Raw genomic sequence first — 21,039 nt, forward strand, 5'->3', positions numbered from 1 at the left:
CCAAGGGGTTCAGGAAGGCCTGCGAGGTCCTCCTCCAGGATGCGCCGCCCGCCGGGCGCATGCCCGCCGGCCCGGGTCCCGGCCGGCCGGCTGGGGCCGGCCGGGACGGCGGGGTCGGACGGCCGGCCGGTCGGTCACGCGGCCGGGCCCTCGGTCACGCGAGGTCGAACCGGTCGAGGGTCATGACCTTGTCCCACGCCGCCACGAAGTCGCGTACGAACTTCTCGCCCGCGTCCTGCGACGCGTAGACCTCGCACAGGGCCCGCAGCTGGGAGTGCGAGCCGAAGACGAGGTCGACCGCGGTCGCGGTCCACCTGACCTTGCCCGTGGCGCGGTCCCGGCCTTCGAACACGTTCTCGTCCGAGGCCGAGGCCGTCCACTCCGTTCCCATGTCCAGCAGGTTCACGAAGAAGTCGGTGGTCAGCGTCTGCGGCCGGCTGGTGAGGACCCCGTGCGGGGACCCCTTGAATCCGGCGTTCAGGGCCCGCATGCCGCCCGTCAGCACCGTCATCTCCGGCGCGGTCAGCGTCAGCAGGTTGGCCCGGTCCAGCAGGAGGGTCTCCGGCGGCAGCTTCTCGCCCGCCCGGAGGTAGTTGCGGAACCCGTCCGCCCTGGGTTCGAGCACCGAGAAGGACTCCACGTCGGTCTGCTCCTGGGAGGCGTCCGTACGCCCCGGCGCGAACGGGACCGCGACCGTGTGCCCGGCGTCCTTGGCGGCCTTCTCGACGGCCGCGCAGCCGCCCAGGACGATCAGGTCGGCGAGGGACACCTTCTTCCCGCCGGTCTGCGCGGCATTGAAGTCCTGCCGGATCCGGTCGAGGGCCGCCACCGTCTCGGCCACCTCGGCCCCGGCGTTGACCTCCCAGTCCTTCTGCGGCGCGAGCCGGATCCGGCCGCCGTTGGCGCCGCCCCGCATGTCGGTGCCGCGGAAGGACGCGGCCGCGGCCCAGGCGGCGGCGGCCAGCCGGGAGACGGACAGCCCCGAGCCGAGGACCCGGGCCTTGAGGTCGGCGATCTCCGCGTCCCCGACCAGCTCGTGATCGACGGCGGGGACCGGGTCCTGCCACAGCTGCGGCTCGGGGATCCAGGGACCGAGGTAGCGCGAGACGGGCCCCATGTCGCGGTGCAGCAGCTTGTACCAGGCACGGGCGAAGGCGTCCGCGAGCTTGGCCGGGTTCTCGTGGAAGCTCTTCGCGATCGGCGCGTAGACGGGGTCCACCTTCAGCGAGAGGTCCGTCGTCAGCATCATCGGCGCGTGCCGCTTCGACGGGTCGTGGGCGTCGGGCACCGTGCCCTGGGCCGCGGGGTCCTTCGGGGTCCACTGCCTGGCGCCGGCCGGGCTCGTCGTCAGTTCCCAGTCGTAGCGGAAGAGGTTGTCCAGATAGCCGTTGTCCCACTTGGTCGGCTCGGTCGTCCACGCGCCTTCGAGCCCGCTGGTGATGGTGTCGACGCCCTTGCCGGAGCCGCACGAGTTCGTCCATCCGAGGCCCTGCTGCTCGATCGGGCAGGCCTCGGGCTCCGGACCGACGTACTCGGGATCGACCGCGCCGTGGCACTTTCCGAAGGTGTGCCCGCCCACGATCAGGGCGACCGTCTCCTCGTCGTTCATCGCCATGCGCCCGAACGTCTCGCGAATGTCCTTGGCGGCGGCGACGGGATCCGGATTTCCGTTCGGCCCCTCCGGATTGACGTAGATGAGCCCCATCTGCACGGCGCCGAACGGGCCGGTGAGTTCCCTGTCACCGCTGTAGCGCTCGTCCCCGAGCCAGGTGTCCTCGGGACCCCAGAAGATCTCCTCCGGCTCCCAGATGTCCTCCCGTCCGAATCCGAATCCGAACGTCTTGAAACCCATGGATTCCATCGCGCAGTTCCCGGCGAAGACCAGGAGGTCGGCCCAGGAGACCTTCCGGCCGTACTTCTGCTTGACCGGCCACAGCAGGCGGCGCGCCTTGTCGAGGCTCGCGTTGTCCGGCCAGCTGTTGAGGGGGGCGAAGCGCTGCGCGCCGGAACCGCCGCCGCCCCGGCCGTCGGCGATCCGGTACGTTCCCGCCGCGTGCCAGCTCATCCGGATGAAGAGCGGGCCGTAGTGGCCGTAGTCGGCGGGCCACCAGTCCTGCGAGGCCGTCATCACCTCGAAGACGTCCCGCTTGAGGGCCTCGACGTCCAGGCCCGCGAATTCCTTCGCGTAGTCGAAGTCCTCGCCCATCGGGTTGGACCGGGGCGAGTGCTGGTGGAGAACCTGGAGGTCCAGCTGGTTCGGCCACCAGTCCCGGTTCGTCCTGGGGCGCGGCGGCGCGGCGGCCGGGGAGGGGATTGCGGGGTTCTCGCTTTCGCTGCCGGACACGTCTGTCCTTCTTCCTGTCTCGGTGTCTCCACCTGCGGCTGGTTGCTCTCGGCGTCCGTATGGTCGCGCACTGTGGTCCGCACCGCTAAGAGAACACGCAGGGCACATCCGCACGATCCGGGCACCGGTTTGGGGGACGGGCCGCCGGGCAGAAGGCGACTGCCGCCCCGCGGTCCCGACCGCGGGGCGGACGAGAGCGGCCCGCCGTCCGCGGGCCGTGGAGGAGCCGCAGCGGTCGCCCCCGGCCCGCGAACGGGCGGGCCGGTTCAACTCCCGTTCACGCGCTGCTCGCCGGGCCTCCCTAGCCTCCCCCTGTCCATCACCCGACCGAGGGGAATCCGGTGTCCTCCACCGTCTCTGTCCGCGCCGTCGCACTGCCCGCCGCGGTCCTGGCCGTCCTGGCCCTGCCGGCCTCTCCGGCGCACGCGGCGGCCGTGTCCGTCACCGCCACCGTGGAAACCGCCCCGGTCTCGCACAGCGGCGACGCCGCGGACGATCCCGCGATCTGGGTCCACCCGACCGACCCCGCCAAGTCGGTGGTCGTCGGCACGGACAAGAAGGGCGCGCTGGAGGTCTACGACATGACCGGCGCCCGGATCCAGCGGATCAGCGGCGACTACGGGAACAACGTCGACGTGCGCGGCGACATCGTCGTCTCGGCGGACGACGAGGCCGCGGGCGGCAACGGGGCCATGCACGTCTACCGCATAGACCCCGCGACCCGGCGGCTCAAGTGGCTGAAGGACGTGCCCACCGAGGTCACCGCGCACGGCGTCTGCCTCTACGCCTCACCCGCCTCCGGCAAGCTGTACGCCTTCCCCAACTCCACCTCCGGCCGCGTCGAGCAGTGGGAGCTCGCCGTCAACGGGGACGCGGTGACGGCGACCTCCGTGCGCCTGTGGGACGCGGGTTCCGCCGTCGAGGGCTGCTACGCCGACGAGACCACCGGCAAGCTCTACCTCGGCGAGGAGGACGTCGGCGTGTGGGTGTACGGCGCGGAGCCCACCGCCGGGACCGGCCGCACCAAGCTCGACTCCACCGGCCCGGGCGGCCACATCACCGCCGACACCGAGGGCATCACGGCCGCCGGCAACCGGATCTACGTGTCCTCCCAGGGCAGCGACGACTTCACCGTCTACGACCGCACCACCCGGGCCTACCTCGGCCGCTTCTCCGTCGCGAACGGCACCGCCGCCGACGACTGCGAGGACACCGACGGCATCGACGCCACCGCGGCCAACCTGGGCCCGGCCTTCCCGCAGGGCGTCTTCGTCTGCCAGGACGGCTCCAACGGAGCCCCCGGCAGCAGCGGGAACCAGAACTTCAAGTTCGTCCCGCTCCAGCGCGTCACCGCCCAGGTCGGCTGACCGGAGCGGGCGCCGGCGTCCCCGCCGGCGCCCGCCCCCCCCGGGGGCGGGGTCAGACGATCTCGCTGCGCCGCCCGCCCTCCGGGATGACCAGCGGCGTCCCGGCGACGGGGCACTCGATGACGGCCGCGCGCAGGCCGAAGACCTCGTGCACCAGGTCCGGGGTGACGATCTGCGACGGCGGTCCGGCGGCCACGACCCGGCCGTCGCGCATCGCGACGAGGTGCCCGGCGTAGCGGCACGCCAGGTTGAGCTCGTGCAGGACCATGACCACCGTGCGGCCCTCGGCGCGGTTGAGCTCCGCGACGAGTTCCAGGACGTCGACCTGGTGGGCGAGGTCCAGGTAGGTCGTCGGCTCGTCCAGCAGCAGTACCGGCGTCTGCTGGGCCAGCGCCATCGCGATCCACACGCGCTGGCGCTGGCCGCCCGACAGCTCGTCGATGGAACGGGCCGCCAGTTCCAGCGAGCCCGTCGCCGCCAGGGCCGCGTCCACCGCCGCCTCGTCGGACGAGGACCACTGCCGCCACCACCGCTGGTGCGGGGTGCGGCCCCGGGCCACCAGGTCGCGCACGGAGATGCCGTCCGGGGCGCTGGGGGTCTGCGGCAGCAGCGCGAGCCGCAGGGCGAACTCGCGTGCGGACAGGCCCGCGATGTCCTCCCCGTCCAGGTGGACGGCGCCCCCGGCCGGCTTGAGCAGCCGGGCCAGGGCCCGCAGGGCGGTGGACTTCCCGCAGGCGTTCGGGCCGACCAGGGCGGTGACCTTCCCGGCCGGGATGTCGAGGTCGAGGTCCTCGGAGACGATCCGTTCGCCGTACCCCAGCCGCAGCCCGGCCGCGGTGAGCGCGGCGGGAGCGGTGCCGGTCGGCTGGGTCTCGGTCAGCGGGGCGGTCATGTCAGCCTCCCTTTCCGGCCCGGTTGGTACGGGCGAGTAGCAGCAGCAGGTACGGGGCGCCGATGGCGCCGGTGAGCACGCCGACGGGCAGCTCGGTCGGGGCGAGGGCGGTGCGCGCCCCGAGGTCGGCCAGGATGAGCAGGACGGCTCCGGTCAGCGCGCTGGTGATCAGCGGGATCCCGGCGGTGCCGGCGAGCCGCCTGGCCATCTGCGGGGCGCCCAGCGCGATGAAGGCGATCGGTCCGGCCGCCGAGGCGGCGAGCGCGGTCAGGCAGGTGGCGAGGACCAGCAGCACGATCCGCGAGTGCCGCAGCGGGATGCCGAGGCTCCGCGCGGTGTCGTCGTCGTACTGGAGCAGCTGGTACGGGCGGGCCAGCGCGAGCGTCAGCGGCAGCAGTACGGCCAGGGCCAGACCGGCCCACTGGACGTGCTCGTAGCCGCGCCCGTTGAGGCTGCCGGTCAGCCACACCATGGCGCGGGAGGCCTGGTCGATGTCGGCGCGGGCCAGCATCCAGCGGGTCAGCGCCATCAGGGCGCCGTTCGCGGCGAGGCCGACGAGCACGAAGCGGTAGCCGGTGATGGTGCCGTCCCGGTACGCCAGCAGGTAGATGGCCGTCGCGGTCAGCAGGGCGCCCGCGAGTGCCCCGAACGGGACCGCCGCGAAGGTGCCGGCGCCCGCCGCGGTGACCCCGCCGATGAGGATGGCGCTGACCGCGCCCGCCCCGGAGCCGGCCGCGATGCCGATCAGGTCGGGGCTGGCCAGCGGGTTGCGGGTGACGGCCTGGAACACCGCCCCGGCCAGCCCGAACGCGGCTCCCACCAGCAGGGCCGTCAGGGCGCGCGGCAGGCGCAGCTGGTGGACGATCAGGTCGGCGGAGCCGGAGCCCGTACCCAGCACGGCGGCCAGTACGTCGCCGACCGGGATCGCGAAGGTGCCCAGCGAGACGGAGGCGATCAGGCCCGCGAAGCCGGTCACCACGAGGGCGACGACGACGAGCGCGACCCGGGGACGCACGGACACGCCGATGGGCCCGGCCTCGAACCTCAGCCGGCGCGCGGACTTCGGGCGGACCTTCCCGGCCGCCGGGCCGGCGGCCGTACTCGTCGCGCTCATCGGGTGTGCTCCTTGAGCTTGCCGCGCTTGACCAGCAGCGCGAGGAACGGCGCGCCGAGCAGCGCGGTCACCACGCCCGCCTCCAGCTCGCCGGGCCGGGCGACCATACGGCCCACCACGTCCGCGGCGAGCATCAGCGAGGCGCCGCCCAGCGCCGAACACGGCACCAGCCAGCGGGCGTCGGGCCCGGTGAAGGCCCGTACGACGTGCGGGACGACGAGGCCGACGAAGGTCACCGGACCGGCGGCGGCGACGGCCGCACCGGTCAGCAGGACCACCGCCAGCGCGCCCAGGGCGCGGGTGGACCTCACCGGCGTGCCGAGGGAGCTGGCCAGGTCGTCGCCGAGGGCAAGGGCGTTGAGCCGGCCGCTCAGGCCGAGGGCGAGGGCGAGTCCGACGACGACGAACGGAAGGAGTTCCGTCCCCAGTTGGGCGTCGCGGCCGGCCAGGGAGCCCACCGCCCAGAACCGGTACTGGTCCAGGGTGCGGACGTCCATCAGCACCAGGGTGTTGGTGCCCGCGTCGAGCAGGACGGTCACGGCCGCGCCGGCCAGGGCGAGTTTGGCGGGGGTGGCACCGCCGTAGCCGGTGCCGCCGACGGCGTAGGCGATGAGTCCGGCCAACGCGCCGCCGAGGAAGGCGAACCAGATGTACTGGTACGAACTCGTCAGTCCCAGGACGCCGATGCTCGCGGCGACCGCGAACGAGCCGCCGGCGCTGATGCCGATGAGGCCGGGATCGCCCAGCGGGTTGCGGGTGATGTCCTGGGCCACCGCGCCCGCGGCGCCCAGCGCGATGCCGACCAGCAGCCCCAGGAAGGTTCTGGGCATGCGCAGTTCGCGGATGACGACGGCGTCGCCCTCCTCGCTGCCGCCCATCGCGGCCAGGACGTCGGAGAGCGGCACGGACTTCGTTCCGATCGCCAGCGAGGCGCACACCATGGCGGCCACGAGCGCGAGCAGCACCGTGAGCACGAGGGTCCGGGACGGAAATCGTCGGGGCGGCGGAACGGCTGGGGCGGGAACCGCGGCGGCATCGGCGGTGACGGGCTTCAGAGACACTAGGACAAGGTAAGGGATGCCTAACCGTATTCGCGCCTCGGGCCCCGCCTGGATTTGGACACGAAGAGCCGCTACTGTTCACCACGCATTTACTCAGGCAAGCCTTACCTAAGAGTGCCTCACCTTTGAGCATGCGCTTCCTCTGGAGAACTGAGAACCGATGAACAGCTTCACTCAGCGTCGCCGGCCGGGCCGGATCGCCGCCGCCGTCCTCACGGCGGCCATGGCCCTCTCGCTGGCCGCCTGTGGCGGCGGCAGCGAGGACGGAAAGCCGGCCGCCGAGGGGTCCAAGCCCGCCGCCGCCGAGTCGGCGGGCTTCCCGCGGACCATCACGCACGACAAGGGCAAGACCGAGGTCAAGACCAAGCCCAAGCGCGTGGTGGCGCTGGACAACAGTCTCGTCGAGGCCGTCGTGGCCCTCGACGCGCCGCTGGTGGGCGGCATCGGGGCGTACCGTGACCAGAAGGGCTTCCCGGCCTACCTCGGTGACGCGGTGAAGGACACCAAGGACGTCGGCCCGCTCGACAACCCCAACCTCGAGGCGATCGCGGCCCTGAAGCCCGACCTCATCGTCTCGGCGACGGTCCGTCACGCCGACTTCTACGACCGCCTGAGCCAGATCGCGCCGACCGTGTTCGTCAAGACCACGGGCCCGATCTGGAAGGAGAACGTCACCTTCCTCGGACAGGCGCTGGGTCAGGAGGAGAAGGCCCAGGCCAAGCTGACGGCCTACCAGACGCGCGCCAAGAAGATCGGTGACGCGATCAACGCCAAGGGCGGCGGCGCCAACGGCAAGCCCACCTTCTCGGTGGTCCGCTTCGTCGACGGCCCGACGCGCATCTACCTGCCCAAGACCTTCAGCGGCATCATCCTGAACGACATGGGTCTCACGCGCCCCGAGAACCAGCGCGACGAGGCCAAGTTCAACATCGAGATCAGCGAAGAGCAGATCCAGCAGGCCGACGCCGACCACATCTTCGTGACCAGCTTCTCGGGCGGCGAGGAGCGCAAGAAGAAGTTCACGGCCAACCCGCTGTGGCAGCGCCTGAACGCGGTCCAGAAGAACCAGGTCCACGAGGTCGACGACGCGACCTGGATGACCTCGGTCTCCCTCCAGGGCGCGGACCTCGTCCTCGACGACCTGGCGAAGGCCTTCCAGGTGGACCCCGCCAAGTAGGCGGAGCCGGCCCCCTGACGCCGACGGCCCCGGCCGCGTACTTCGGTACGCGGCCGGGGCCGTCCGGCTTCCGCCCGTCGGGCCGGCGTTCCCGGCCGGCGGCGTCCTTCTCGGCCGGTGTCCTCGATGCGGCCTCAGCCGGTGTCCTCGATGCGGCGGATCCGCTCCGCGTCGCAGGTCCGGGGACAGGTCGCGCACGCCAAGGCCGAGTCCAGCGTGTAGTACATGCAGCAGCCGAGCCGGGTGCGCGTCGGGTGCGTACGTCCGTCACGGGTCGTGAGCCGCCTGAAGTCGGCGCCGCCGGGGAAGGGTGCGATCGCGGTCGGGAGCAGCTCGGTCGCCTCCCGTACGGCCCGCTCCTCCTGGCCGAGGGTGCTGCCCAGGTACCAGATCCCGGAGACGAGGTCGTCGACGGCCATGCCCCACAGGGCCCGGTCCCGGCGCCGCACCCGCGGCCCGAAGGCCGCCAGCAGCGGCCGCATGTGATCGGCGACGGCCGCGCGCAGCTCGGCGCGCAGCGCCTCCTCGTCCGCCACGACCCGTACGCCCGCGAGCCGCGCCGCCGGGTCGCCCGGCAGGCAGGCGAACCCGGAGCCCGGTACGACCTCGAACGCGCCCGTCGCGAGGTCCGCGCGCACCTCGCGCGGGCGGACCCGGGGGACGCGCCGCTCCAGGTACCAGGCGCCGCTCATCAGCAGGCCGACGGACCAGAGGTAGTCGTGCAGGGCGCGCGAGGCCGCGACGTCGGGCCGTGGTTCGTGCCCGTGTCCGGCCCGGATGCGGGCGGCCTCGGCCGCGACGAAGGCCTCCAGGGCGTCGGGGTCCTCCGCCATTTCGGCGCCGCTGACGCGCCGTCCGGGGCCAGCGGCGGCGGTGGCCGCAGCGGCCACGCGGAGGTCGAGTGCCGCGCAGTGGTCCGCGAGGCGCCCGTAGGTCCGTGCGAGCAGGACGGCGGCGCCCGGGGCGGCGGTCACGGTGCGGGGGAGCGCGGTCATCGGTTCCCGATCATGTGAGGCACGGAGCTCCGGTGCGAGGGCAATAGGTAAGGCTTACCTTAACGCAGTGCCTTATGATCATGGCTGTCGCGTCAGGCCTTGTGTCCCGAGGGCAAGTTGAGGCTAAGGGTTGGCTAACCTAAGCTGACCTTGCCGCCGGATGCGGAAGCCGTCGGTGCATCGGCATGCCTGAAAACAGCCACCGCACGCACGCCCACAGCTCAGGACTCGGAAGGGGCTCCAGCCCAATGCGGTTGTACCTGCTCGCACTCAACCCGACGGACTCGGTCACCGAGGGTTTCCTCCCCGCCGCCGCTCGACTCGGCCTCGAGGTCACCCTCCTCACCGACCGGCCCGACGCGCACCACGAGGTGGCGCCGGACGTGGAGGTCCTGGAGTGCGACGTACGCGACTTCCGCGCCGTCATCACCCGGATATCGACCCACCACGCGCCCCACGCGGTCTTCACCAACAGCGACCACCTCCAGACCCAGGCGGCCCTCGCGGCCGACTACTTCGGCCTCCCGGCCAAGGACTGGCGGGCGGCCCTGCGCGTGAAGGACAAGGCCCAGATGCGCCGCCACCTCGCGGCGAGCGGGCTCGACGCGGTCTGGTCCACGGAACTGCCCCCCGGCCAGGACCCGGCCGGCCTCACCGCCCTGGACGTGCCCTACCCCTGCGTGGTCAAGCCCCGGGAAGGCGTGGCCAGCGAGGACGTGGTGCTGGTGGACGGGCCCGCGGAACTCGTCCTGCGCTGCAAGACGATCCAGGCCCGCCGGCCGGAGGCCGCGCTGGTCGTGGAGGAGTACCTGGCCGGCGACCTGTGCAGCCTGGAGACCCTCGGCGACGGCCGGATCCGCCACGTCCTGGGCGGCTTCCGGACCCGGCTGTCCCCGCCCCCCTACTTCATCGAGGAGCGCTGCACCTTCGTCGCCGCCCACCCCGAGCCGGTCGTCGAGCAGATCCTCGCCCAGCTCGACGCCCTCGGCGTCGGGTTCGGCATCTGCCACACCGAGTTCGTCGTCAGCGACGGCCGCGCCCGCATCATCGAGGTGAACTACCGGGCCATCGGGGACCAGGCCGACCTGATGCTGGCCCAGCTGCTGGACATCCCGCTGTTCGAACACGTCCTCCGCACCCACCTCGGAGAGCCGCTCCCCGAGGACCTGGGCGCGCGCACGGACGGCGTCGCCCTCGTCGACAACCCCTGCGCCAAGAGCGCCGGCACGCTCACGGCGGCGCCCGGGGCCGCCGACCTCGTCGTGGACGGGGTCGAACTGACCTACCGTCCGCTGCGCGCGGTGGGGGAGCGGCACGAGCTCCACCACACCAACCGCGACTTCATCGGCGCGCTGCGCGCCCTCGGCCGTGACACCGACCAGGAGACGGTCGACCGCGTCGTCGCCGACTTCCTCGCCGCCCAGCGCTGGGAGATCACCCCGTGACCACCACGACCCCCGCCGCACCGGCCTCCGCCGGCACCACCGAGGCGGAGCTCCTGCTCCGCGTCCTCGGCGCCCTCCTGCGGGAGGACGTCGTCGGCCTGCGCACCCGCACCACCCCCGTCGACCGCGCCGACGGCCCCTGGCTGCGGCTGCCCGCCGCGGACGGCGACGCCCTGCTCCTCCCGGTCGTCGAGGACGGCTACCAGAGCGCGTACGCCGCCCGGCTGCCGCAGCTCGTCCGCGAGTCGGACGGCCGCGAGCTGACCACCCACGACGAGGTCCTCGAAGCGCTCGCCGCGCTCGCCGACCCCGTCGACCGCGGCGGCTTCGACGCCTTCGCCGAAGAGTGCCGCCAGACCCTCGCCACCATGCGGCTGCACGCCGACACCGCCGACGAGGCCGCCGCCCGCCTGACCTCCCTCCACGGCGCCGACCCCGCCGACTGGACCGGCCTCACGGGCGGGCTCGCCCACGACACCCTCGCCGCACGCCTCGACCACCCGGTGTACCCCACCGCACGCGGCCGCTCCGGCCTCGACGAGCAGCAGCTGCGCGCCTACGCCCCGGAGTTCCACCCGCGGTTCGCGCTGCGCTGGATCGCCGTCCCGCAGGACGCCCTCACGGTGGCCGGAGGCCGGGACGCGCTGCCCTCCGTCTGGCCCACCCCGGCCGCGCTCGGCCTGCCCGGGCTCGACGGCAGCCACCTCGCCCTCCCCGTCCACCCGCTCACCGTCGGCGCCCCGCTGGACGAGGCCCTGAGCGCCGCGGGCCTGGCAGGCCGCGCCGTCCTCGCCGAGCGCCCGTACCTCGACGTCGTCCCCACGCTGTCCATGCGCACGGTCGCCGTCACCGAGGACCCCACCCTGCACGTCAAGGTCCCGATGGCCACCGCCACCCTGGGCCTGCGCAACCGCCGCGTCATCCGGCCCGGCTTCCTCGCCGACGGGGTCGCGGGCCAGCGCCTCGTGGAAGCCGTCGTCGCACGCGAACCGCGGTTCCGGGGCGTCATCCTGCACGCCGACGAGACCGTCTACGCCCATGCCGGACACGAGCTCCTCGCCGCGCTCTGCCGCCGCTACCCGGCAGGCCTGGAAAACGCCGTCGTCACCCCGCTCGCCGCGCTGCTCGCCGAAGCCCCCGGCGGCCGGCTGCTGATCGACCACCTCGCCGACCGGTTCTACGGCGGCGACCCGGTCGCCCTGCTCGACGCCTACCTGCGGCTGCTGTTCGACTGGCAGACCACCCTCTTCGGCTACGGCGCCGCCCTGGAGTCGCACCAGCAGAACATCTCCCTCGTCCTCGACCGGGACCCGGCCGGCGACACCCGCCTGCGGCTGCTGTTCAAGGACGACGACGGCCCGCGCGTCCACGCGGCCCGCGTCCGCGCGGCCCTCGGCGCCGACGCCCCCCTCGGCTTCGACGACCCCCGCGCCTTCTGCGAGGACGACCGGCCGCTCACCGACCTGTTCACCACCATCACCCTGCACCTGTGCGCCGGTTCCTACGCGTTCGGGCTCGCCCGGCACGGCCGCGCCGGCGCCGGGGCCCTGCTGGACCTCGTACGCGACCGGCTCGCCGAGGCGGCCGGCCGGCTCGGCACCGCCCCCGGCGAACCGGGCGCCGTACTGCGCGCCCGCGTCCTGGACGCCCCGGAGCTGCCCGTCAAGGCGATGGTCACCGCCGGCACCCTGCTCAGCAAGGAGCGCTCGGGCGCCGCCGACATCAACAAGCACTACACCACCGGCCCCAACTACCTGCTGAGGACGGAGGGTTCGCGATGAGCATCGTCACCGACCAGCGGGAGGCGGCGCCGGCCGGGCCCGAGCACCGCCCCGCCCTCGGCCGCAGACAGGTGCACGCGGTGGCCGGCTGCTACTTCGTGGCCTCCTTCGCCGCGCTCGGCCTGCCGCCCTTCTTCACCGAGATCCTCCCGGAACTCGGCGACCGCGACGCGAGCTGGGCCGGCGTGCTCTACATCGTCCCCACCATCTTCGCCGCCGTCGGCGCCCCCTTCTGGGGGCGGCTCGCCGACCGGTTCGGCCGCAAGCGGCTCCTGCTGCGCGCCCAGCTGGGCCTGGCGGTGTCCTTCCTGCTGGCCGGCTGGGCCGACTCGATCGCCGCCTTCACCCTCGCCCTGATACTCCAGGGGGTGCTCGGCGGCACCTTCGCCGCCTCCAACGGCTACCTGGGCGCCGCCCTGGAGGGCCCGCAGCTGTCCAAGGCCCTGACCCTGATGCAGGGCGCCGCACGCGCCGCCCTGGTCTTCGCCCCCATCGTCGTCGGCAGCCTCTCGCCCTGGCTGTCCCCGCACCGCCAGTACGCCCTGCTCGCCGTCCTCCCGCTGACGGCCGCGGCGCTGATCGCCGCGCTGCCGGAATCCCGCGGCGTGCGGGCGGAGCCCCGCGGTGCCGTCACCGGCGGAGCGGACGACGGGGCCGCAGCCGGGGAGCCCGCACGCGGGGCCGGCACCGGGGAGGCGCACGCGGGAGCCGCCGAGGAGGCCGGCCGCGGGCGCACCACCTCCCTGCACGGCCTCTACGCCCTGGAGTTCGCCTTCGTCTTCTCCACGGTCATCTCCTTCCCGTACCTGATCTCCCTCGTCGAGGAGCGGATCCCCGGCACCTCGTCGCTGGTCTCCGGCATCCTCTTCGCCCTGCCCCACCTGTGCTACCTCGCCGCCGCGATGTGGGTCCACTCGGCCTTCCACCGGCGCCCCCGCCTCGGCGTGGCGCTCGGCTTCGCCTGCATAGCCCTGGGCCTCGCCGGACACGGCCTGGCCCACTCGCTCGCCACCCTGGCGGCCGTCCGCCTGCTGCTGGGCGCGGGCCTCACCCTCGGCCTGGTCTGCCTCTCCGTGATGGCCTCCGACTGCGCCAGGGGCCGCGCCCCCGGCGGACTGTTCGGCTCGATCGAGTTCTTCTCCAAGGCCGGAGCCGTCGTAGCCGGCCTCGCCGCCGCCGCCGGCAACAGCCTGTACGGGCCCTCCGCGCCCGTCCTGACCGGCACCGCCGTGGCCGTGGTCACCGTCTGCGCGACCGCCGCCCCGGCCCTGGACCACCGTTCCCTCCGCTCTCTCCGCACCCGCTGGAGCCGTTGATGTCCCTGACCGATGCAATCGGTGCCGCCCCCGTCGCCACCCGTGCCGCCGTCTCCCCGGCCGGGCTGCCCACGGCCGACGACGCGGTCGCCCACACCCTCCTGAACTGCCTGCTGCGCGAGCTGTCCGGACCGGAACACCAGACCGCCGTCGCCGACGGCCACCTGCTGCTGTGGCTGCCCCGCCGCGGGGTGCTGCTCCGCGCCGCGCTGCGCCGCACCTCGCTGCTGGGTGCCCACCGCTTCACCGGACCGGTGCGCGAGCGGCAGCAGGACGGCTGGGCCGAGGTCGACTGGCGCCGCCTCGCCGAGTACGTACAGGACGAACTGGCGCTGCGCACCGACGTGCACAACGAGGAGTTCCTCGACCAGATCGCCTCCAGCCACGAGGCCGTGTCGGCCGCCCTCGCCGTACGCGCCGGCCGGCCGGCGCCGGACACCGCGGTCGGCGACGGCGACGGGCTCGCCGCCTACCTGGAGTCCGAGCAGTCCCTCGTCCTCGGCCACCGCTTCCACCCCACCCCCAAGGCCCGCAGCGGCGACACCGCCTCCTGGCTCGCGTACGCCCCCGAGACCGGTGCCTCCTTCCGGCTGCGCCACCTCGCCGTGCGTGAGCACCTGGTCATCGAGGAGACCGCCCAGGACGGCGCGACCCGGCCGCTCGACGCCCTCCGCGACGAGGTCCCCGAGGGCTACCGGCTGCTGCCCGCGCACCCCTGGCAGTACGAGATGCTCGCCGGGCACCCCGGGCTGCGGGCGGCGCTCGAACGCGGCGACATCCTCGACCTCGGCGAGGGGGGCGAGCCCTTCGCCGCCACCGCCTCGGTCCGCACGCTGTACGACGGGAACACCTTCCTGAAGTTCAGCCTCAACGTCCGCATCACCAACTGCCTGCGTAAAAACGCGAGTTACGAACTGTCGGGCGCGGTCGCCCTGACCCGCCTGCTGGCCCCGGTGCTGGAGGAGCTGGAGACCCGTTTCCCCGGCACCGCCATGCTCCGCGAGCCCGCCTACCGCAGCATCGCGCTGCCCGGCCCCGACGGCACCCCGGACCGGGCCCTCCTCGAAGGCTTCGGCGTCATCGTCCGCGAGGGCCTGCTCGCCCGGCTCATGCCCGGCACCACCCCGCTGCTGGCCGCCGCCGTCGCCGACGAGTACCCCACCGGGCCCGGACACATCTCCCGCCTCGTCGACACCACCGACCCGCAGGCCGCCCTCGACTGGTGGGCCGCGTACGTGAAGCTCCTCGTCCCGCCCGTCCTGTCCGCGTACTTCGACCACGGACTGGTCCTGGAGCCGCACCTGCAGAACGTCGTCGTCTGCGTCGACGACGAGGGCATGCCCGCCCAGGTCCTCTTCCGCGACCTCGAAGGAACCAAGCTCGTCCCCGAGCACCACGCGGACCTCCTCGCCGCCCTCCCGCCCGAGGTCGCCGGCCCCATGACGTACGACGCCCAGCGCGGCTGGGACCGGGTCGTCTACTGCCTCCTGGTCAACCACGTCGCCGAGATGCTCGCCGCCCTCGCCGACCTGCACCCGCAGACCGAAGCCGCCCTGTGGAACCGGGTCCGCGCCACCGTCCAGGAGCACGCCGACCGGTACGGCTGCCCGCCGCGCCTCGCCGCCCTGCTCGCCGGGGTGCCGCTGCCCGCCAAGGCGAACCTGCTCACCCGCTGGGAGCGCAAGGCCGACCGCGACGCGGGATACGTCCGCCTGGCCTCCCCGCTCACCGAGGACGTGCTGTCGCAGGTCCTGTCCGGCCACACCGAAGACGCCCACGCCGACGACACCCGGAGCACCCGTTGACCGCCCCCACCGCAGCCGTGCGCGAGCGCGCCCTCGGCCTCCCGGCCACGGAACTGCCCGCCTACCTGTACGACCTGACGGCCCTGCGCGAGCACGCCGCCGCCGTACGGGCCGCCCTGCCCGAGCGCGTCGAGCTGTACTACGCGGCCAAGGCCAACCCGGAGGCGGAGATCCTCGCCGCCCTCGAACCGTACGTCGACGGCTACGAGGTCTCCTCCGGCGGCGAACTCGCCCACGTCGCCAAGGCGGTGCCGGGCCGCCCCCTGGCCTTCGGCGGCCCCGGCAAGACCCCCGCCGAGATCCTGACGGCCCTCGAACTGGGCGTGGAGCGCTTCCACGTGGAGAGCATCTACGAGCTCCACATGCTGGCCGACCTGGTCGCCCGCACCGCCCCCGGCACCCCCGGCGGGGCCCCCACGGGAGTGCTGCTCCGCTTCAACCTGCCCCTCGCCGCCGCCTCCCTCGAAGGCAGCTCCCTCGCCATGGGCGGCCGCCCCACCCCCTTCGGCCTGGACCCCGCCGACGCCGACACGGCCGTGCGCCTGCTCACCGACGGCACCTACCCGCAGCTGCGCCTGCTGGGCGTCCACGCCCACCTGGCCAGCGGACTCGACGCCCCCGAGCAGCTCGCGGTCGCCGAGTCCGTACTCACCTGGGCGACCGGCCTCGCCGCCCGCCACGGGGCCGGGCTCACGGAGGTCAACGTGGGCGGCGGCATGAGCGTCGACTACGCGGACCCGGAATCCCGCTTCGACTGGGCGGCCTACGGCCAGGGCCTGGCCCGGCTCGTGGACGCCCACCCGGGCCTGACCCTGCGCATCGAGCCCGGCCGGGCGCTGACCGCGTACTGCGGCTGGTACGCCACCGACGTCCTGGACGTCAAGCGCAGCCACGGCGAGGAGTTCGCGGTGGTCCGCGGCGGCACCCACCACCTGCGCACCCCCGCCACCAAGGGCCACGACCAGCCCTGCACCGTCCTCCCCGTGGACGGATGGCCCCACCCCTGGCACCGGCCCGCCGCCGGCGCGGAGCGGGTCACCCTCACCGGCCAGCTGTGCACTCCGAAGGACCTGCTCGCCCGCGACGTGCCGGCACCCGGCCTGCGCGCGGGGGACCGAGTGGCCTTCGGCCTCGCCGGCGCCTACGCCTGGAACATCTCGCACCACGACTTCCTGATGCACCCGAGGCCCGGCTTCCACTTCCTGGGGTCCGACCGGGCGGAGCAGGCCGACCTGGCCTAGGGGGAGTGCCCGCACAGGCAGCCTGGGGGGAGTGCCCGCGCAGGCACACGTGCCCCCGGCCGGAGGACCGGCCGGGGGCACGCCGTACGGGGCGCCAGGGGTCAGGTTCCGTGGCGGCGGCCGCGCAGGGAGTCACCGACTCCGCGCAGGCGCTGGTCGGCCTCGCCGATCGCTTCCTCGGCCTTGCCCTTGGCCTGGTCCATCTTGCCCTCGGCCTTCAGGCGGTCGTTGCCGGCGACCTTGCCGACGGCCTCCTTCGCCTTTCCCTTGGCCTGGTCCATCTTTCCCTTGGCCTTCTCAGCCATGGCGAACTCCTTTCGAGAGCCTCGCCCGGCGCCTGCCCAGGTTCCGCCGTCCGAATCCGATCGGGTGGAACCGGTCGGCGATGCGTTGCGAAGCGCCCCCGGCCGGTTAGACGCCAAGGGATGGGGAGAACCGCGACGAGAGGCAGGCGCTTCGTCAATGGACGGCCAGGAGGCCACGCACTCGCAGGTCACGCTCCACGTCAACGGCGAACGGCACGCCCTCGACCTGGACCACCGCACCACCCTGCTCGACGCGCTGCGCGAGCGGCTGGACCTCACCGGCGCGAAGAAGGGCTGCGACCACGGTCAGTGCGGGGCCTGCACCGTCCTCGTCGACGGCCGGCGCCTCAACAGCTGCCTGCTGCTGGCCGTCGCCCAGGACGGTGCGCGGATCACCACCGTCGAGGGCCTCGCGGGCCAGGACGGCCGTCCGCACCCGCTCCAGGAGGCCTTCGTCGCCCGGGACGCCCTCCAGTGCGGCTACTGCACGCCCGGCCAGCTCTGCTCGGCGGTCGGGATGCTCGCCGAGCTGGCGGCGGAGGGCGCGGAGGCGACCCGCGAGGCCATCGCCGAGCGCCTCAGCGGCAATCTGTGCCGCTGCGGCGCCTACCCGCGGATCGTGGACGCCGTACGGGACGTGATCACGTGAAACCCTTCCGCTACGTCCGCCCCGCGAGCCTCGCCGAGGCGGCCGAAGCCCACGGCGGCCGGCCCGGCTCCGCCTACCTGGCCGGCGGCACCAACCTCGTCGACCTGATGAAGCTCGGCGTCGAACGGCCCGACACCCTCGTGGACGTCGCCCGCCTGCTCCCCGCCGGGGTCGAGGCCACCGCCTCGGGAGGCGTGCGCGTCGGCGCCGGGGTCCGCGGCACCGACCTCGCCGCACACCCCCTCGCCGGGGCCCGCTGCCCGGTCCTCGCCCAGGCCCTGCTGTCCGGAGCCTCGGGACAGCTGCGCAACGCCGCGACGACCGGGGGCAACCTGCTCCAGCGCACCCGCTGCGGCTACTTCCAGGACGTGTCCAAGCCCTGCAACAAACGCGACCCCGGCAGCGGCTGCGCGGCGCTCGACGGCGCCAACCGCGAACACGCCGTGCTCGGGCACTCCCCGCTCTGCGTGGCCACCCACCCCTCCGACCTCGCGGTGGCGCTGAGCGCGCTGGACGCCGAGGTGGAGGTCACCGGCGCCGACGGCGTCCGCACGGTGCCGCTCGACGGCTTCCTGCGGCTGCCCGGGGAGCTGCCCGAACGGGACACGACGCTGCGGCACGGCGAGCTCGTCACCGCGGTCCTGCTGCCGCCCGGAGCCTTCGGCGCGCCCTCCGCGTACCGCAAGGCCCGGGACCGGGCCTCGTACGCCTTCGCGCTCGCCTCCGTGGCGGCGGTCCTGGAGACCCGGGACGGCCTGGTGTCCCGGATCGCGCTCGCCTTCGGCGGGCTGGCGCACCGGCCGTGGCGGGCCCGGGTGGCCGAGGAGCGCCTGCTGGGCGCGCGCCCCGCGCCCGAAGCCGTCCGCGCGGCCGTGGACGCCGAGCTCGAAGCGGCCCGTCCGCTGCGCGACAACGCCTTCAAGGTGCTCCTCGCCCGCAACCTCGCCCGGGACGTGCTGGGCCGGCTCGCCGGGCCCGCGCGATGAGGAGGAAGGGACGGACCATGGAAGGCACCCCCGTGCTCGGCTCACCCGCGACCCGGCGGGAAGGCACCCAGAAGGTCACCGGCGCCGCCCGCTACGCCGCCGACCACACCCCGCCCGGCTGCCTGTACGCCTGGCCGGTGCCCGCCACCGTGGCCGTCGGCCGGGTGGTCGGCGTGGACACGGCCGCGGCCGTGGCGCTGCCCGGTGTGGCCGCCGTCATCACCGCCGCCGACGCGCCCCGGCTGGGACCCGCCGAGGACCCCGAGCTGCGGGTCCTCCAGGACTCCCGGGTGCCCCACCACGGCTGGTACGTGGCGCTGGCCGTCGCGGACACGCCGGAACGCGCCCGGGCCGCCGCGGAGGCCGTGTCCGTGACGTACGACGCCGAGGGCGCGGCCCCCGACGTCCGGCTGTACGAGGAGCACCCCGGCGCCTACGCGCCCGAGCAGGTCAACGGCGGCTACCCAGGACGCCGCGAGCGGGGCGACGCGCTCGCCGCGTACACCGCTGCGCCGGTCCGCCTCGACTGCCGGTACACGGTGCCCCCGCTGCACAACCACCCGATGGAGCCGCACGCGGCCACCGCCGTCTGGGACGCGGACGAGGAACGGCTGACGGTGTACGACTCCAGCCAGGGGGCCGGGCTCGTGCGCACCGTCCTGGCCTCCCTCTTCGGCCTGCCCGAGGAGCGGATCACCGTGTACTCGGAGCACGTGGGCGGCGGCTTCGGCTGCAAGGGCACGCCCCGCCCGCACGTGGTGCTCGCCGTGATGGCGGCCCGGCGCACCGGCAGACCCGTCAAGCTCGTGCTGCCCCGCGCCCACCTGCCCGCCGTGGTGGGCCACCGCGCCCCGACCCTGCACCGGGTGCGCCTCGGCGCCCGGCCCGACGGCACCCTCACGGCCCTCGCGCACGAGATCACCACCCACACCTCGCGCATCCGCGAGTTCGTCGAGCAGGCGGCCGTCCCCGCGCGGGTCATGTACGCGGCCCCGGACCTGCTCACCGCGCACCGGGTGGTGCCGCTCGACGTGCCCACCCCGTCGTGGATGCGGGCACCGGGGGAGACACCCGGCATGTACGCGCTGGAATCGGCGATGGACGAACTCGCCGACGCCGTCGGCGTGGACCCCGTCGAGCTGCGCGTGCGCAACGAGCCCGCCGCCGAGCCGGACAGCGGACGCCCGTACAGCAGCCGCAACCTGGTGGCCTGCCTGCGCGAGGGCGCGCGGCGCTTCGGCTGGCCGCAGGCCCGCGGGCCCCGGGCCCGGGACGGCCTGCTGACCGGCGCGGGCGTGGCCGCGTCCACGTACCCGGTCTACGTGGCCCCCTCCCAGGCGCTGGCGCACGCCCTCCCGGACGGCACCTACCGGGTGGAGGTGGCCGCCACCGACATCGGGACCGGGGCGCGGACCGTCCTGGCCCTGGTGGCGGCGGACGCGCTGGGCGTTCCCGCGGACCGGGTGACGAGCGTGGTCGGGCACTCCGGCCTGCCCCAGGCGTCGGTGGCGGGCGGCTCCTCCGGCACCGCGTCCTGGGGGTGGGCGGTGCACGAGGCCTGCCGCGCGCTCGCGCTGAAACTCGGACGCCGCGACGGGAAGGTGCCCGAGGGCGGCCTCTGTGCCTCCGCCGACACCACGGCCGCCGCCAAGCAGCGCTCGCCGTACGCCCGGCACGCCTTCGGCGCCCAGTTCGCCGAGGTGTCGGTCGACCCGGTGTCCGGCGAGGTGCGGGTGCTGCGCATGCTGGGGGTCTTCGCGGCCGGCCGCATCCTCAACCCGCTGACGGCCCGCTCCCAGTTCGTCGGCGGCATGGTGATGGGCCTGGGGATGGCGCTCACCGAGCACGCCCCGCTGGACCCGGTGTACGGCGACTTCACCGCGCGGGACCTGGCCTCGTACCACGTGCCGGTGCACGCGGACGTGCCCGGCATCGAGGCGTACTGGGTCGACGAGCACGACAAGCACCTCGATCCGATGGGGAGCAAGGGGATCGGTGAGATCGGCACGGTCGGCGCGGCCGCCGCCATCGGCAACGCCTTCGCCCGGGCGACCGGCGTCCGCATCCGCGAACTGCCCCTCACCCCCGACCGGGTCCTCGCCGCCCTGGAGGCCGGCGGCGGCCCGGGCGGCACCTGAGCGGCCGGCCACGGTTGTCCTCGCGCAGCGCGGGTAGCCGCAGTCAAGGAGCCGTCCGGGAGGAAGTCCCATGATCCAGGTCTCGATACCGCTGTTCCCCGCGGACGACGGCGGTCTGCTGATCCCCGCCGCCCACGTCACCGCGCTGCTGCGCCGCCTGGCCGAGGACTGGGTGCACGCCACCGAGACGGGCGAGCTGCCGGCCGACGGGGAGACGGTGTCCGAACTGGCCGACGTACTGACCGAGCTCGCCGATCAGATCGACGTCGAGTGCATCGGCTGCGCCTCGGAGTAGCCGTACGGAGCGGGGGGGGGGGGGGGGGGGGGCGGCTGCTTCCACTCACCCCGTGTGCTCAGCGGGGACCCCCGTCCCTTCGAAGACAGCTTGAAAAGAACCGCACGGGTTTGGACCCACACCCCAGT

The 21,039-nt window shown here is 74.1% G+C and carries 17 protein-coding genes; 11 read left to right on the forward strand and 6 right to left on the reverse strand.

Annotated features, from left to right (window positions below):
- Positions 1–154: 154 nt before the first annotated feature.
- Entirely contained in the window at positions 155–2,344 is a 2,190-nt protein-coding gene (katG, locus tag ACZ7IF_RS06580; RefSeq protein ID WP_470964044.1) for a catalase/peroxidase HPI, read from the reverse strand.
- 341 nt (positions 2,345–2,685) lie between these two features.
- Between katG and ACZ7IF_RS06585 the strand changes: the two genes are divergently transcribed.
- Complete coding sequence (locus ACZ7IF_RS06585) at positions 2,686–3,711, forward strand: phytase (RefSeq protein ID WP_470964047.1); 1,026 nt, start codon at positions 2,686–2,688, stop codon at positions 3,709–3,711.
- 52 nt (positions 3,712–3,763) lie between these two features.
- Here ACZ7IF_RS06585 and ACZ7IF_RS06590 read toward each other — a convergent pair whose 3' ends face one another.
- The 3 genes from ACZ7IF_RS06590 to ACZ7IF_RS06600 are packed head-to-tail and all read right to left on the reverse strand — an operon-like array spanning position 3,764 to position 6,778.
- Positions 3,764–4,603, reverse strand: coding sequence for an ABC transporter ATP-binding protein (locus ACZ7IF_RS06590; protein WP_470964049.1), 840 nt, complete (start codon positions 4,601–4,603; stop codon positions 3,764–3,766).
- Position 4,604: 1 nt separating this feature from the next.
- Positions 4,605–5,717, reverse strand: coding sequence for a FecCD family ABC transporter permease (locus ACZ7IF_RS06595; protein ID WP_470964052.1), 1,113 nt, complete (start codon positions 5,715–5,717; stop codon positions 4,605–4,607).
- A complete protein-coding gene (locus tag ACZ7IF_RS06600) occupies positions 5,714–6,778 on the reverse strand; it encodes a FecCD family ABC transporter permease (RefSeq protein ID WP_470964055.1) in 1,065 nt (354 codons plus the stop codon). The genes ACZ7IF_RS06595 and ACZ7IF_RS06600 overlap by 4 nt, the downstream gene beginning before the upstream one ends.
- Positions 6,779–6,938: 160 nt before the next feature.
- On the opposite strand from ACZ7IF_RS06600, the gene ACZ7IF_RS06605 reads away from it, so the two are divergent.
- A complete protein-coding gene (locus tag ACZ7IF_RS06605) occupies positions 6,939–7,955 on the forward strand; it encodes an ABC transporter substrate-binding protein (RefSeq protein ID WP_470964058.1) in 1,017 nt (338 codons plus the stop codon).
- A 134-nt stretch (positions 7,956–8,089) separates the two neighbouring features.
- On the opposite strand, the gene ACZ7IF_RS06610 is transcribed toward ACZ7IF_RS06605, so the two are convergent.
- Positions 8,090–8,950 carry a (2Fe-2S)-binding protein gene (locus tag ACZ7IF_RS06610; RefSeq protein ID WP_470964061.1) on the reverse strand — a complete coding sequence of 287 codons (861 nt, stop codon included), beginning with the start codon at positions 8,948–8,950 and terminating at the stop codon, positions 8,090–8,092.
- A 248-nt stretch (positions 8,951–9,198) separates the two neighbouring features.
- Here ACZ7IF_RS06610 and ACZ7IF_RS06615 point away from each other — a divergent pair, with 248 nt between their 5' ends.
- From ACZ7IF_RS06615 to ACZ7IF_RS06635, 5 genes are read left to right on the forward strand one after another with little or no spacing between them, the layout of a single operon-like run.
- Entirely contained in the window at positions 9,199–10,395 is a 1,197-nt protein-coding gene (locus tag ACZ7IF_RS06615; protein WP_470964064.1) for an ATP-grasp domain-containing protein, read from the forward strand.
- On the forward strand, positions 10,392–12,176 hold the full coding sequence (locus tag ACZ7IF_RS06620; protein ID WP_470964067.1) for an IucA/IucC family protein: 1,785 nt from the start codon (positions 10,392–10,394) through the stop codon (positions 12,174–12,176). Before ACZ7IF_RS06615 ends, ACZ7IF_RS06620 begins: the two co-directional genes overlap by 4 nt.
- On the forward strand, positions 12,173–13,492 hold the full coding sequence (locus ACZ7IF_RS06625) for an MFS transporter (protein WP_470964070.1): 1,320 nt from the start codon (positions 12,173–12,175) through the stop codon (positions 13,490–13,492). The genes ACZ7IF_RS06620 and ACZ7IF_RS06625 overlap by 4 nt, the downstream gene beginning before the upstream one ends.
- The gene (locus ACZ7IF_RS06630; protein WP_470964074.1) at positions 13,492–15,297 is read left to right on the forward strand and encodes an IucA/IucC family protein; all 1,806 of its coding nucleotides are present in this window, start codon (positions 13,492–13,494) and stop codon (positions 15,295–15,297) included. Before ACZ7IF_RS06625 ends, ACZ7IF_RS06630 begins: the two co-directional genes overlap by 1 nt.
- Entirely contained in the window at positions 15,294–16,538 is a 1,245-nt protein-coding gene (locus tag ACZ7IF_RS06635; protein ID WP_470964076.1) for a type III PLP-dependent enzyme, read from the forward strand. Before ACZ7IF_RS06630 ends, ACZ7IF_RS06635 begins: the two co-directional genes overlap by 4 nt.
- A gap of 101 nt (positions 16,539–16,639) precedes the next feature.
- Here ACZ7IF_RS06635 and ACZ7IF_RS06640 read toward each other — a convergent pair whose 3' ends face one another.
- Positions 16,640–16,843 carry a CsbD family protein gene (locus ACZ7IF_RS06640; RefSeq protein WP_470964079.1) on the reverse strand — a complete coding sequence of 68 codons (204 nt, stop codon included), beginning with the start codon at positions 16,841–16,843 and terminating at the stop codon, positions 16,640–16,642.
- Between the two features lie 157 nt (positions 16,844–17,000).
- Between ACZ7IF_RS06640 and ACZ7IF_RS06645 the strand changes: the two genes are divergently transcribed.
- The 4 genes from ACZ7IF_RS06645 (at position 17,001) to ACZ7IF_RS06660 (ending at position 20,911) form a co-directional block, all read left to right on the forward strand.
- On the forward strand, positions 17,001–17,492 hold the full coding sequence (locus tag ACZ7IF_RS06645; RefSeq protein ID WP_470964082.1) for a (2Fe-2S)-binding protein: 492 nt from the start codon (positions 17,001–17,003) through the stop codon (positions 17,490–17,492).
- Positions 17,489–18,478, forward strand: coding sequence for an FAD binding domain-containing protein (locus ACZ7IF_RS06650; RefSeq protein ID WP_470964084.1), 990 nt, complete (start codon positions 17,489–17,491; stop codon positions 18,476–18,478). The genes ACZ7IF_RS06645 and ACZ7IF_RS06650 overlap by 4 nt, the downstream gene beginning before the upstream one ends.
- A gap of 17 nt (positions 18,479–18,495) precedes the next feature.
- A complete protein-coding gene (locus tag ACZ7IF_RS06655) occupies positions 18,496–20,616 on the forward strand; it encodes a xanthine dehydrogenase family protein molybdopterin-binding subunit (RefSeq protein ID WP_470964087.1) in 2,121 nt (706 codons plus the stop codon).
- A 70-nt stretch (positions 20,617–20,686) separates the two neighbouring features.
- Positions 20,687–20,911 (forward strand): DUF6213 family protein, encoded by a 225-nt coding sequence (locus tag ACZ7IF_RS06660; protein WP_470964090.1) that lies wholly within the window; start codon positions 20,687–20,689, stop codon positions 20,909–20,911.
- The last annotated feature ends 128 nt before the right edge of the window (positions 20,912–21,039 follow it).

This window comes from Streptomyces sp. NPDC037421, from assembly GCF_055602105.1.